We start from the raw sequence: 13,846 nt of genomic DNA on the forward strand, positions 1-13,846 counted from the left end.
CGTCTACCTAGTATGAACCCCACATGACGCATGGCCGGATCCCGGCCTCTACAGGAGACGCAACATGCAGAGCATTGCAAGGGCAGCGCGGCGTACCGCTCAGGCGGGGGAGGCGGCATGACAATCGATGCGAACCTGCCCGTCGTCGCGCTGACGCTCGGCGACCCGGGCGGAATCGGCCCCGAACTGATCGCGAAGCTGCTCGCCCATCCGAACGTGAGCGCGCGCGCCAACCTCGTGCTGATCGGCGATCGCTGGCTCTGGGAAGCCGGCCAGCGCGTTGCCGGCGTCAAGGTCGAAACGGATCGGCTCGAGTCGCTCGCCGATGCGCGCAGCCGGCAAGCGACTGGCCGTCCCGCTTTCGTCGAGATCGATACGGTTGAGCCGGAGCAGGTCCGTGTCGGTCAGGTCTGCGCCGAAGGTGGCCGCTCGGTGCTGAGCGTGCTGGACCGGTGCATGGACGCGGCGCTCGCGGGCAATGTCGACGCGATCTGCTTCGCACCATTGAACAAGCACGCGATGAAGCTCGGCGGCCTGCGCCACGAAGACGAGTTGCATCACTTCGCCGAATATCTCGGCGTCAACGGCTACTTTTGTGAATTCAACACGCTCGGGGAGCTGTGGACCGCGCGCATTTCCTCGCACATTCCCCTCAAGGATGCGGCGAGCTACCTGAGCGTCGAGCGGATCGGGCAGGCGGCCGAGTTGATCTATCAGTCGCTGCTTGCGAACGGCGTGGCGCTGCCGAAGGTCGCGATTGCCGCGTTCAATCCCCACGGTGGCGATGGCGGCAGCTGCGGCCGCGAGGAAATCGACATCATCGCGCCCGCGGTGCGAGCACTGCAGGCGCGCCACTGGCCGACTGCCGAGCCGTTCCATGGCCCGTTCCCCGCAGACACGATCTTCCTGAAGGCCCAGGCAGGCGAGTATCACGCGATCGTCACGATGTACCACGACCAAGGCCAGATTGCGATCAAGCTGCTTGGCTTTTCGCGCGGCGTGACCGTGCAGGGAGGGCTGCCTGTGCCGATCACGACGCCTGCGCATGGCACCGCTTACGACATCGCAGGCCGCGGGGTTGCCGACGTGGGTGCGACATGGCAGGCGCTACAGATTGCCTGCCGGATGGGCGCCGCGCACCGCCAGCAGGCGATTTCCGTATGACGCGCCGACCGGTCGTACACGCCGGCGCAGATTCCGATTCCGAATACCGATCGAATTAGAGGAGACACAAAAATGAAGATCAAATCCGTACGAGCCCGCGTATTTCAATGGAAGGGCAAGACCGTGCCGCCGCAGGGCAACTTCTGCTCCAACGCCATGGACCTACTCTATGCGCCGCAAGAAACGATGAGCACCTTCCGCTTCCACTCATGGACGGTGGTGGAAGTCGAAACCGACGACGGCATCGTTGGCCTGGGTAACGTGGCGCTGGCGCCTTCGATCGCGAAGGCCATCATCGATCAGTATCTCGCGCCGCTCGTGATCGGCCAGGATCCATGGGACTACGAATACCTGAACCAGCGGATGTACCGGGCAACCCACGCCTGGGGCCGCAAGGGCGTGGCCATGGGCGCCATCTCGGCTGTCGACATCGCCATCTGGGACATTCTCGGCAAGTCGGTCGGCAAGCCGGTGTTCAAGCTGCTGGGCGGCCGTACCAAGGAAAAGATTCCCTGCTACTACAGCAAGCTTTATCGCACCGACCTCAAGGCGATGCAGAACGAGGCGCAGAAGTTTCTCGATCAAGGCTTCACCGCGTTCAAGATGCGCTTCGGCTACGGCCCCGCACACCTGCAGCACGGCGTGAAGGAAAACCTCAAGTCGGTCGAAGCGATCCGCGAGGTGATCGGCTATGACAACGACCTGATGCTCGAGTGCTACATGGGCTGGAACGTCGAGTACGCAAAGCGCATCCTGCCGAAGCTCGAGAAGTTCGAGCCGCGCTGGCTCGAGGAGCCGGTGATCGCCGACGACATCGACGGGTACGCGGAACTGAATCGCCTGACGAGCATCCCGATCTCGGGCGGCGAGCACGAGTTCTCGCTGTATGGCTTCAGGCAACTGCTCGACCGCAAGGCGGTATCGGTCGTCCAGTACGACACGAATCGGGTCGGCGGGATCACGATGGCGCACAAGATCAACGCGCTGTGCGAGGCGTACTCGGTGCCCGTGATTCCGCATGCGGGGCAGCTGCACAACTATCACCTGACGATGAGCACGCTCGCTTCGCCGATGAGCGAATACTTCCCGATGTTCGACGTCGAGGTCGGCAACGAACTGTTCTATTACATCTTCGACGGCGAGCCGGTGGCCGAAAACGGCTTCCTGCAACTGCGCGACGACGTGCCGGGCCTCGGCCTCACGCTCAAGACGGAATTCCTCGACCAGTTCGAGATCGTGGAGTGACCATGGCGGCGCGTTACCAGGGTGTATTTCCCGTTGCCCCGACGATTTTCACGGAGGACGGCGCGCTCGATCTCGATGGCCAGCGACGTTGCCTCGACTTCATGATCGACGCGGGTTCGCACGGCATCTGCATCCACGCGAACTATTCGGAGCAGTTCGTGCTCGGCGACGACGAACGCGAGATGCTCACGCGAGTGACCCTCGAGCATGTCGCTGGGCGGGTGCCTGTCATCGTTACAACCTCGCATTTCAGCGCCCGCATCTGCGCCGAACGCAATCGTCAAGCGCAGGCGCTCGGCGCTGCGATGGTCATGGTGATGCCGCCATACCACGGCGCGACATTTCGCGTGCCCGAAGGGCAGATCCACGCGTTCTTCGCTGAGGTGAGCGCTGGCCTGCAGATCCCGCTGATGATTCAGGACGCGCCGGCGAGCGGCACGACGTTGTCCGTGCCGTTGCTCGTGAAACTCGCTCGCGAGATCGACGCAGTGTCGTACTTCAAGATCGAGACGGCAGGTGCTGCGTCGAAGCTACGCGAACTAATCGCACTGGGCGGCGATGCGATCGAGGGCCCCTGGGACGGCGAAGAGGGCATCACGCTGCTCGCGGATCTCGATGCGGGCGCGACGGGCGCGATGACGGGCGGCGGTTATCCCGATGGCATCCGCCAGATCACCGACGCGCACTTCGCGGGTCGCCGCGACGAGGCAGTCGAGCGGTACGCGCGCTGGTTGCCGCTCATCAACTACGAGAACCGGCAATCGGGCTTCCTGACTGCGAAGGCGTTGTTGAAAACGGGCGGCGTAATCGCGTGCGACAAGCCACGCGCGCCGTGGCCCGAGTTACATCCACAGGTCCGCGCCGGCCTGCTCGACGCGGCGCGGCGGCTCGATCCGCTTGTGCTGCGCTGGGGGCGCTGACAAGGCGAGCGCGGCGCATGCCGTCGGCGAAACGACCGACGTGACCAAACAATATTGGAGACACCATGACCATTCTGAACCCGGCAACCCCGGCATACGAAGCGGATGACGCCATTCCTCGACGCCGGTGGGTGCGCGTGATCGTGCCGCTGCTGCTCGCCTGCATCATCTCGTACATGGATCGCGTCAACATCGCGTTTGCCATGCCGGGCGGCATGAACGCCGACCTGGGACTGAGCGCATCGATGGCGGGACTCGCGGGTGGCATCTTCTTCTTCGGTTACCTGTTCCTGCAGATTCCGGGTGGCCGGCGCGCGGCGCTTGGCAGCGGCAAGAAGTTCATCGCGTGGTCGCTCCTTAGCTGGGCGCTTCTGTCTGGGCTCACGGGCTTCGTTACCCAGACCTGGGAGCTGCTCACGCTGCGCTTCCTGCTCGGCGTTGCGGAGGGTGGCATGCTCCCGGTCGTGCTGACGATGGTCAGCCACTGGTTTCCCGATCGCGAGCGCGGCCGGGCAAACGCGATGGTGATCATGTTCGTGCCACTCGCGGGATTGATCACCGCGCCGCTGTCGGGTTTCGTGCTCGCGGCATACGACTGGCGCCACCTGTTCTACTGCACGTCGGTGCTTTCGCTCCTTTTTCTCGGCGTTTGGCTCCTGTTTGCCGATGACGGCCCGGAGACCGCGCGCTGGGTTTCGCCGCGGGAAAAGGCGTACATCCTCGACGCGCTGCGCGCAGAGCATGAGCGCAAAGCGGCGGCGGGCGCGCCGACCGTCACGTCGCTGGGCGCGCTCTTGCGCACTCCGACGATCTGGCTGCTGATTGCGATCAATTTTTGCTACCAGGCCGGAATCTACGGCTACACGATGTGGCTGCCCACGTTGCTCAAGGACCTGACTCATACGGGCATGGGCAAGGTCGGCCTGCTCGCGATGATTCCGTACGTCGCCATGGTCATTGGCATGTTCGCGACGTCGTACCTGTCGGATCGTTCAGGTAAGCGGCGCCTCTTTGTGTTGCTGCCGCTCGTCGGCTTCGCCGCCTGCCTCGCGCTGTCGGTGTTGACGCACGCGACGATGGTCATATCATTCGTATTCCTGATTGGATGCGGCTTCTTCCTGCAGGCGGCAGCGGGCGTTTTCTGGGCGATTCCGCCGAAGCTTTGCAGCGTCGAGGCGGCAGGCAGCGCACGCGGCCTCATTAACGCACTCGGCAATCTCGGGGGGTTTTGCGGCCCGTATGCGGTGGGGGTACTGACGCAGCACGTCAGCTCGGCTGCAGGTGTCTACTCGCTTGCGGTCGTGCTGGCTGTCTCCGGCCTGCTGGCACTCACACTGCCGAAGCGATGCGAGGACTGACGCGCAAACGGCGAAACCGGACAGATCATGGTGGCAGCGGCGCGCCGTTGCACAATACTGAAAACATGGAGATGGGATCGATGAATGACATCCTGCTGCTAGTGCAGAAATGCGCTCACACTTTCAGCTTCTACGACCTCGAGACGAAGACGGCGCTCAAGCACATCGTATTGCCGAGCTTTCCGCACGAATTCACCGTCGATGCGGAAGGACGTTATGCGTATGTCAGCATCTTTGGGATCGAGACGGCCTGGACGCGCGGGCAGGACGGCGACCATCGCGTGGCCGAGATCGACCTGCACGAACGCAGACTGACACGCATGCTCGACCTGTGGCCGTACTACCGTCCGCATGGGATGGCGAGCGATGCATCTGGCCGCCTCTATGCAATGAGCGAGGCGAACGACATGCTGCTCGTGTTCGATCACCCGCGCGAGCAGGATGTGCCGAACATGGCGGTGCCGTCGGGCGGAGTCAAAACGCACCTTGTCACGTTGACGCGCGACGCCAGCCGCGCTTACGGCGTGCATCTGCTGTCGAATACGGTCACGCAGTTCCATCCGCGCGACGCGACGATCGCGCCGCGCGCGGTGATGCCCGGTCCGCGACCGGAGGGCAATGCGCTATCGAGTGACGAAAGGATCCTGTATGTCGCGAACCGCGGCGACGACACGCTTGTTGCAATCGACACCGAAACGATGACGTGCGGCCGCCGCGTGAAGACGCGCAGCGACCCGAACCGGATCTACCGCACGAGCGCCCCGAACGGCCGCGATCTGCTGTTGCTGACGAACTCCGGCGAGCAGTCGATCTCGGTGTTCGACGCGGCGCAGCTCGAGGAAATCGAGCGCATCGCGCTGCCGGCGAACCCCACGGCGCTGTCGTTCCATCCGTCGCGGTCAGCTGCGTACGTGTCGTTCCAGGATGACCACGTGCGCGAACTCGATCTGGGTTCATGCCGCTTCGTCAACGACATCGCCACGCTGCGCGAACCGGATGCGTCCCATGTGGTCCCCGGTGGCAACTGAGCCGGGCGCGGCGGATCGCACGCTGCCGGACGCGATCGTCGACGCGCATCATCACCTCTGGCGCCTCGACGGTGCGCTGCGCTATCCATGGCTTCAGGACGCGTACGATCCGGCGCATTTCATACTTGGCGACTACGCTTCGATATGCCGTGACTTCGATGTCGACGAGTACCGCCATGCCGCGGGAGGTGCACCCGTCGTCGCGAGCGTGCATGTCGAGGCCGAGTGCGCGCGCGATGACGCGCTCGCCGAGACCCGCTGGTTGCACGAAGTCGCTGCGCGCGCGCCGCTGCCGTCGGCGGTCGTCGCGTGGGTCGATCTATTGGCTGGCGACGCGGAGGAACGCCTCGCCGAACAGGCTGCGTATCCGCTCGTGCGCGGCGTACGGTTCAAGCCACGGACCTCCGCAGTGCCAGGCGGCATGCTCGACGGTCCTGGCACGCTCGACGATCCGCGCTGGCCGCGAGCGCTCGAACGGCTCGCCTCCCATGGCCTGAGCTGGGATCTGCGGGTGCCGTTCTGGCATCTCGCCGAGGTCGCGCAGCGTCTCTCCGATGCACCACCAGTCGATGTCGTGCTCGAGCACGCCGGCCTGCCATGGGATCGCTCCGAAGCCGGTCTCGCGGCGTGGCGGCAGGGCATGGAGGCGCTCGCCGCGCTGCCGCGCGTTGCCGTGAAGCTTTCGGAGTTCGGGCTGCGCGATGCCGAGTGGAACGAGGCAGAAAACAGGCGGATCATCGCCGACGCGCTCGCGATCTTCGGCGCCAGGCGCTGCATGTTCGCGAGCAATTTTCCGGTAGCCGGGCTGCGCGTCAGCTATCCGGCGCTCATGCACACGTTCGCGCAGGCTCTCGATACCTGCGGGTGGAGTTTGGCCGAGCAGCATGCTGTCTGGCATGACAACGCGATCCGCATCTACCGGATCGATTCGCGCTGAAGAAGGGCTGCCGATTGGCCGATCTGGTTTTGTCGCGGTCAGCGCAAGAGGTCCGTCAGGTTAAATACGATACGTATTCCTTATTCATCCAGTTAAACCATGGCGGAATCCATATTGTGTCGCTCGTTGCCTCGTGCGAGAATTCTGTAATCCAGATTAATTTCGCCACACCGTGATGCTAAAGATCGCCGCCAAATGGTTCGAGTGCAAGCAATTCGACGACGACGTCTATCTGTTCTGGGAACCACATGTGATTCCCTTGTTCCGGTGCAACATCTGGTACGTGCGTGGCCGCGATCGCGATCTGATTATCGACTCGGGGATGGGTTTTTCTAGCCTCAAGGAGGCCGGCAAGCACCTGTTTGGCAAACGCACGGCAGCGATCGCGACGCACGCGCATCTCGATCACGTGGGGAATCTTCACGAGTTTGATGAATGCATGGTCCATCGGCTCGAGGCGCCGGGACTGCGTAATCCACAATGGTCATATACGCTCGCGGACGACCGCTTCAATCCCGAGTACTTCAAGAGTGCATTTGCCGATTTCCCTTATGAGGGCTCTGTGGTGGATGCGTTGCCGCACGCGGAATATGAACTCGCGAGCTGGCACATCAAGCCGGCTAATGTGACACGCGAGCTTGTCGACGGCGACATCATCGATACGGGCGACAGGCATTTCGAGGTGCTGCATCTGCCGGGACATTCACCGGGCAGTATCGGCCTTTGGGAAGCGCGTACACAAACGCTATTTTCGGGGGATGCGATCTATGACGGTCCATTGATCGACGACCTTCATCACTCGTCGGTGCCGGATTACGTGAAGACCATGCAGCGTCTCTCGCGTTTGCCAGTGAAGGTCGTCCACGGCGGCCATGACGCGAGCTTCACCAGGGAACGGCTCCTCGAACTCGTCGGTATGTATCTCGAGCGCGTCGGTGCGTGAGCGGGTGGGGCGCCGTATGCCGGCGCTCGCTTCGATGCCGCTCAGAAGGCGTAAATGAACTGCATGGCGAACAAGTCATTCGCCTTGGCGTACGACCCATCATTGCGGAGGAAGACCTGGTTGTTTGCCCAATCGTGCCGATACTCGACCTTCACCGTAATTTGCTGCGTCGCATAGAAGAGCAGATTCAGCGCAACGTCCTGACGAACCGCCCCCTTGCATTCGAATCCGAGACCGCCGTTCGCCTTGGAGTTTGCCAGGCAGTCCGCGCCGATACCAAAGCCGTTGTAAGGGTCCATGCCGTTGCCGTTCAGGAATATGCCCCCACCCCCACCACCGTTCTTGCTATTGACAAGGAGGTCGTAGCGCGCGGTGACGCCCATGCGGCCAACGACCGGCATCGAGAACTTGCGGTGTGCCAGCAACGACAAGCCATACCACTGTGCATTGCCGCCATTGAACGCAGCGCGTTGCTGCGTGCCATAGTCGGCCTCGGCATTGAACTGCGCATCGGCAAGCGTGTAAGTGGCGTCGAGCTCGCCGAATATGAAGTATCCGCCCGAACTCGATGCCTGGCCGCCCGCTCCATAAACGGTGCGACCGGTCACCGGATCGTGGGCGCTCGGCAACGTCTGTCGGCCGATGGTGAACGAGCCACCGGTGTCGAGCGCCGTGGACCACGTATAGTCCGCTCGCGCGGCGAAGCTCGGCACGCGGTTGCTGGTCGTGACAGGGTCGCCAAGCGCATTCTGTCCTGTCTGCGTGACGGCGCCGTAGGTCCGGGCCTGTTCATTGCCGAGCATGAACTTCCAGGACCAGTTGCTGGCTTCGGGCGTGTAATTGAGGCCGACGCCGACATAGGCCGCCGGGTCCGAGAAGTCATAGAGCAGGTTATGGGTCAGAGTCAGCGTTTGCGTGGACAGTTGGTATTCGTATCCGCCGAATGCGCTCATCAGACCGGCAAGGAAGGTTGTCGTGCCCGACAACGGCACGGTGGCGAATGCCGTGTTGAGAATGTTGTTGCCAATGTTGCCATGCTCGTTTGCGAGCAGCGAAATGCCATTGCCACGATTGGGCATCAGCGAGAATTCGGCCGATGGCGCCATGGGACCGACACCGAACGTCTTCTTGATGTTGAGGTAGACGTCGCCGATCGTACTGTTGAAGTACGTATAGGATGACTCGTGATTCGCGAAGAGGAACGACGAGGTCCTGGCGGCCCGGTTATAGACGTACGCGGGATCGATATATCCGGTCACCGAGAGTCCGGCGAGCGGTCCCGAGGTGGCGGCATCGGAGAGCGAGTCGACTTTCAACTGCTGGCTCGCGAGCTGCTGCTTCATGTCGGCGAGGTCATCGTTGGTCAGCCTTGCAGGCGCGTTTCCGTAGCCGGGTGTCGACGTATCGACGATTTGTGGCGCGTTGACAGCGGGCGGTTTCGCGGCGAGTTCGGCCTTCAGCGACTCCACTTCCTTCTGCAGCGCCTTGAGTTCTTGCTGCAGTCCTTCGATCCGCGCGGAGATCGGATCGGCTATCGCGAGACACGGGACAGTGCCGCTCACGATCAGGCAGATCAGTTTCCATCGCATGGAAAGTCTCCTTACTGTGTGGCCTTTGAAAGGGCAAAGCGAGTCCCTATCCGGGCCCAAATCGGTTGGCGTCGGGGGGGGCGCAGCCGCTCGCTAAGGCTTGCCGGCGATGCGGCAAGCCATTAGTCAGTTCGCGATGGCGTCGTCGGGGGAGCTGATGCGCTGTTATGGCGGCGTGCTGCCGCCGTGTGACAGGCGCGACCTTAGCGGCCGTCCTTCAACTGCGACCAAAGACGCGTTTCCAGACGCTTGATCGCAGCGGGCAGCGGCTGTTGCATGAACAGCGTTGCAAGGACCTCGGGCTTCGGATAAACCATCGGGTCGTCGAGCAATTCAGTTTTGACGAACTTCGAAGCGGCGCTGTCGGCGTTGGGGTAGTAAATCGTGTTGGTAATCGCTGCGTGAACTTCAGGCCGCTCGATGTAGTTGATCCACTTGAGCGCGGCCTCCGGATGAGGCGCGTCCTTCGGGATCGCCATCATCTGGAAGGAGACCGGCGCACCGCTCTTCGGTATGAAGTACGCCAGCTGGATGTCTTTGTGTGCCTCGCGCACGCGGCTCGCAGCCATTTTGACGTCGCCCGACCAACTCACCCCGAAGCAGATGTCCCCGCCGGCCAGGTCGTTGATCCATGAATAGAGGGCGAATTGCGTCACATAGGGGCGGATGCTCTTCAACAACTCATAGGCGGCCTGATAGTCAGCCGGATTGTGACTGTTTGGATCCTTGCCGAGATAGTGCAGGGCGATGGAAAACATGTCGGTCGGCGAGTCGAGCAGCGAGACGCCGCAGCTCTTCAACTTGCTCAGGTATTCCGGTTTGAACAGGATGTCCCAGTTGTCGAGCGCCACGGAAGGCCCGAGTGCCTTGCGAGCCTGGCTGACGTTGTACGCGAGACCGGTGGTGCCCCATGCCCAGGGCACGCCGTATTGATGCCCCGGGTCGGCCGCGTCGGTCAGCTTCAGCAGTTGTGGATCCAGGTTGGCGAGGTTCGGCAGCCTGGACTTGTCCAGCTTCAAGTAGATCCCTGCGGCTGCTTGCGCGCCGAGATAGCTCGACGAGGGCACGACGATGTCGTAGCCAGACGAACCGGTAAGCAGCTTGGCCTGCAACGTATCGTCGCTATCGAACACGTCGTAGCGGACGTGGATACCGGTCTCCTTCTCGAAGTTTGGTACGGTATCCTTAGCGATAAAATCGTCCCAGTTATAGACGTTGAGTGTGTTCTCGTCTGCGAGCGCTGTCGTCGCTAATGCACAGCAAGTGAGCAAGGCGAGCGCTATTCGTAATTTCGTTGCTGGCATGATGTCTCCGATAGGGTCTATGGTTGTTCTAGTGAGTTGGCGCGCTCAGGGGCGGCGTTGCTTGCGCATAAGGAACAGAATGTCGGCCGCGAGATGCGCGGCCGCGAGCGCGGTGATATCGCTCTGATCGTAGGAAGGCGCCACTTCCACGACGTCGGCGCCGACAAGCTGGATCCCGTCCAGCTCGCGCACGATCTCCAGCGCCTGCGCCGAGGAGAGTCCGCCCGCGACCGGCGTGCCGGTGCCCGGGGCGAAGGCAGGATCGAGACAGTCGATATCAAAGGTCAGATACACGGGGTCAGCGCCCACCACCTCGAAAATCTGCTCGACCACAGCCGCAGTGCCGTATCGATGCACCCAGGGCGCATCGAGTACGCGCACACCCATGAAGTCGCTGTTCCAGGTCCGGATGCCGACCTGAACCGACCGCGCGGGATCGATCAGGCCTTCGCGGATCGCCTTGTAGAACATCGTGCCGTGATTGAGGGAATCTGCGTGCTCGTCGGGCCATGTGTCGCAATGCGCGTCGAAATGAATCAGCCCTAGGGGGCGGCCGAAACGTTCGACATGTGCGATCAGCAGGGGGTACGTGATGTAGTGGTCGCCGCCCAGCGTCAGCATCTTGGCCCCTGAGGCGAGGATAGTGCGGGCGTGGGCCACAATGGCTTCGCGGATCGTCCACGGACGGTGCGCATCGAACCAGCAATCGCCGTAGTCGATCACGTTCAGTGCGTCGAGCGGCGCAAGCCCCCACGGATAAATGCCCAACTCGGCCAGTTGGACGGAGGCCGCACGCACGGCGGCGGGGCCGAGGCGCGCGCCGGGACGGTAGGTCGTTGCAAGGTCGAGCGGCACACCGGAAATGGCAACGTCGACGCCGGTGAGATCGCGGCTATAGGGGCGCCGCAAGAATGACAGCGGTCCGGCGTAGGTCGGCGAAGCGGGGTCTTGCTGCTGCGGCGAACTATTGCCTGCTTGCGCGGATTCAGTGGCGAATGGGTCTTTTTGGAAGGCTGAGATCATGGTCTCGGTATGTAAGGTGCCAGTAAATCGATTCATACGACTTGTCGTCTCATTCAGGTCGAATGCCATAAGCGCTATGATTCGCCGGACACAATTGATATAAAAGCGAAGGATTTTTCTGGAACTATCGATTTCGTTCATACCTCGATGCGCAGACTCCCACCTCTCCAGGCGTTGCTGGCCTTCGATTCGGCGGCCCGACTGGGCTCGTTCACACGTGCGGCTCAGGAGCTGTCGCTGACCCAGTCAGCGATTAGCCATCAGATCCTTCAACTCGAGGAATGGACTGGGCAAGCTCTCTTTTTGCGCGTGGGCCGGGGTGTCGTGCTGACCGCGGCCGGCAAGCTGTTTGCGCAGACAGTGGCCGACGCGCTCGCGCTGCTGAGCGACGGCCGCGAGCGGATCGAGCCTTATGGCAACCCCGATTCGGTGCTGCTCTATTGCCCGCCGGAATTTGCCTCTGGCTGGCTGATTCCGCGCATGGGCGAACTGACGGCCGCGATGCCGAACGTCGAGATCTGGCTGGTGACCGATATGGAAGTAACCGAGATCGACCGGGTCGACATCGATCTTGTGGTATCGGCCAAGCCGATCAAGTCGCCGGATGTCGAATGCCGGCTGCTGATGGAGCAAGAAAAAGTGGCAATCTGCGGCCCTGGGACTGCGAGCCGGCTCTATCACGCGCCGTTTCCCGAGGTGCTGGCGCGTGCACCGCTGCTCGTGCACGAACAGTCACAGGAATGGGCGCCCTGGTTGCCCGAACTGCGGCGCAGCGGTTTGCAAACCCGGCGCGTAATGACGAGTGCCGATCCGCATCTGCTCGTGGCGGCTGCGGAACGGGAGGCCGGCATTGCCATGGTCCCGCAGCTGTTCGCGAGCGAAGCGCTGGCGCAACAGCGCGTATGCCGATTGCCACAGGTGCCGGCGATCGCAATGCCGCCTCTGTGGCTCATGAGATCGAAGCTGCCCGCGCGCTCAACGGCGGTCGAGCCCGCCTTCCGATGGATTGCCTCGGCTTGCGGTGTTTGCGTCGATGATGGTTCCACGCCGATGCAGTGATTTCCCATCGCATCAAGCGTCGCGATGCGCGAGATCAACAGACCGATTCACGTTTTCCCTACGCCATGTTGATCGCCGAAGTATCTGTGGTATCGTTCCCAAATCAACGGTGATATGCGAGCAGGAGAGCAAACATGGAGGCGCCCAACGGACGCAGGCCGACCGTCATCGACGTAGCGAAGCGCGCAGGGGTTTCCAAGAGCACTGCCGCCCGGGTACTGTCGGACGCGCCCAACATTTCCGATTCGGCAAGGGAGCAGGTACTGCTTGCTGCGAAAGCGCTGGGCTATACGCGCAATGAGCTGGCGGTCAGCATGCGTTCGGGCCGCAGTGGCATGCTGGGACTTGTCTTGCCAGACATCGCAAATCCATTTTGGGGCGAAGTTGCGCGGGGTGCGCAGGACCGCGCTGCGGATGCAGGGGTTTCCATCCTGATTTTTTCGTCCGACTGGAGTGCCGAAAAAGAAAAGATGCATTTGAGCACGATGATGCAGGCGCGAGTGGATGGCGCGATCATCAATCCAGTCGCAGACGACCTCGGCGATATCGATCGCTTCGGCTTACCTTGCATCATGATTGGATCGAGTGCTGAGCGGTTTCCCGACAGTTCTTCGGTCGGCTCGGACATTGCACAAGGCGTGAGTCTCGGCATGGATTACCTGCGCTCCAAAGGCCATCTTCGGCCCGCCCTCATTGTCGGACAGCGTACGCGCCTTGCCCGTGCGCGGTTCTTGCGCGCGGTACACGACCACTGCATCAAGCACGATATCGATCCTGTCACACTGCCGGTGGAAGACGCCGACTACACGACGGAAGGCGGTGCACTCGCAATGCGACGACTGCTGGAGAAACATGAAGGTGGGCATTTGTGTGTATTTGCCGCGAACGACCTCATGGCTCTCGGGGCAATGGGCGCCGTTCGAGAGGCGGGTTTGCACTGTCCGGAAGACGTTTCGATTCTTGGTTTCGACGGCATTCAAGCAGGCACATTTGCCTGGCCAGGACTCACGACCATAGAAAAGCCCGCCCGCCAGATTGGCGTCGAGGCCGTCGCGCAACTACTCAAGCGCCGAGTCGAGAAAGCCCACGGCACGCGGACTTATCTGCCATGCACGTTAATTGAACGTGGATCGATTGCGGATCTGCATCGTGCATCAATGCGCGGCTCCGGGGCATCGGAGGGGAGCAGCTGAGCCGCAAGGCGAGCGATATATTTTTTCCGCAGAATGGGAACGTTCCCATAATCAATGGCAATGCCAAAACTCAGTGGAGGAGA

Annotated in this window: 12 protein-coding genes; 9 read left to right on the forward strand and 3 right to left on the reverse strand. The window is 62.0% G+C overall.

From position 1 onward, the window contains the following. Nucleotides 1-117 precede the first annotated feature (117 nt). From E1N52_RS27480 to E1N52_RS27510, 7 genes are all read left to right on the forward strand, one after another. The gene (locus E1N52_RS27480; RefSeq protein ID WP_133185941.1) at nucleotides 118-1,164 is read left to right on the forward strand and encodes a 4-hydroxythreonine-4-phosphate dehydrogenase PdxA; all 1,047 of its coding nucleotides are present in this window, start codon (nucleotides 118-120) and stop codon (nucleotides 1,162-1,164) included. A gap of 72 nt (nucleotides 1,165-1,236) precedes the next feature. Beyond that, on the forward strand, nucleotides 1,237-2,409 hold the full coding sequence (locus E1N52_RS27485) for an L-rhamnonate dehydratase (RefSeq protein WP_133185942.1): 1,173 nt from the start codon (nucleotides 1,237-1,239) through the stop codon (nucleotides 2,407-2,409). A 2-nt stretch (nucleotides 2,410-2,411) separates the two neighbouring features. Continuing rightward, the gene (locus E1N52_RS27490) at nucleotides 2,412-3,329 is read left to right on the forward strand and encodes a dihydrodipicolinate synthase family protein (protein ID WP_133185943.1); all 918 of its coding nucleotides are present in this window, start codon (nucleotides 2,412-2,414) and stop codon (nucleotides 3,327-3,329) included. A 65-nt stretch (nucleotides 3,330-3,394) separates the two neighbouring features. Continuing rightward, nucleotides 3,395-4,687: an MFS transporter gene (locus tag E1N52_RS27495; RefSeq protein ID WP_133185944.1), complete on the forward strand. Its 1,293-nt coding sequence runs from the start codon at nucleotides 3,395-3,397 to the stop codon at nucleotides 4,685-4,687. An 80-nt stretch (nucleotides 4,688-4,767) separates the two neighbouring features. Continuing rightward, nucleotides 4,768-5,715 (forward strand): YncE family protein, encoded by a 948-nt coding sequence (locus tag E1N52_RS27500; protein WP_133185945.1) that lies wholly within the window; start codon nucleotides 4,768-4,770, stop codon nucleotides 5,713-5,715. Further along, nucleotides 5,684-6,652, forward strand: a complete 969-nt coding sequence (locus E1N52_RS27505) for an amidohydrolase family protein (RefSeq protein ID WP_133185946.1) — start codon at nucleotides 5,684-5,686, stop codon at nucleotides 6,650-6,652. Before E1N52_RS27500 ends, E1N52_RS27505 begins: the two co-directional genes overlap by 32 nt. A 175-nt stretch (nucleotides 6,653-6,827) precedes the next feature. Beyond that, nucleotides 6,828-7,595: an MBL fold metallo-hydrolase gene (locus tag E1N52_RS27510; RefSeq protein ID WP_133185947.1), complete on the forward strand. Its 768-nt coding sequence runs from the start codon at nucleotides 6,828-6,830 to the stop codon at nucleotides 7,593-7,595. Nucleotides 7,596-7,636: 41 nt separating this feature from the next. On the opposite strand, the gene E1N52_RS27515 is transcribed toward E1N52_RS27510, so the two are convergent. The 3 genes from E1N52_RS27515 to speB form a co-directional block, all read right to left on the reverse strand. Beyond that, nucleotides 7,637-9,184, reverse strand: a complete 1,548-nt coding sequence (locus tag E1N52_RS27515; RefSeq protein WP_133185948.1) for a DUF3138 family protein — start codon at nucleotides 9,182-9,184, stop codon at nucleotides 7,637-7,639. Between the two features lie 203 nt (nucleotides 9,185-9,387). Beyond that, the gene (locus E1N52_RS27520; RefSeq protein WP_133185949.1) at nucleotides 9,388-10,488 is read right to left on the reverse strand and encodes a polyamine ABC transporter substrate-binding protein; all 1,101 of its coding nucleotides are present in this window, start codon (nucleotides 10,486-10,488) and stop codon (nucleotides 9,388-9,390) included. Nucleotides 10,489-10,533: 45 nt separating this feature from the next. After that, entirely contained in the window at nucleotides 10,534-11,652 is a 1,119-nt protein-coding gene (speB, locus tag E1N52_RS27525; protein ID WP_342777894.1) for an agmatinase, read from the reverse strand. Between the two features lie 6 nt (nucleotides 11,653-11,658). Here speB and E1N52_RS27530 point away from each other — a divergent pair, with 6 nt between their 5' ends. Together E1N52_RS27530 and E1N52_RS27535 are read left to right on the forward strand one after the other, a co-directional pair. Next, entirely contained in the window at nucleotides 11,659-12,570 is a 912-nt protein-coding gene (locus E1N52_RS27530; protein ID WP_133185950.1) for a LysR family transcriptional regulator, read from the forward strand. A 134-nt stretch (nucleotides 12,571-12,704) separates the two neighbouring features. Beyond that, nucleotides 12,705-13,763: a LacI family DNA-binding transcriptional regulator gene (locus tag E1N52_RS27535; protein ID WP_133185951.1), complete on the forward strand. Its 1,059-nt coding sequence runs from the start codon at nucleotides 12,705-12,707 to the stop codon at nucleotides 13,761-13,763. The last annotated feature ends 83 nt before the right edge of the window (nucleotides 13,764-13,846 follow it).

This window comes from Paraburkholderia guartelaensis, assembly GCF_004353905.1.
Taxonomy (GTDB): Bacteria; Pseudomonadota; Gammaproteobacteria; order Burkholderiales; family Burkholderiaceae; genus Paraburkholderia; species Paraburkholderia guartelaensis.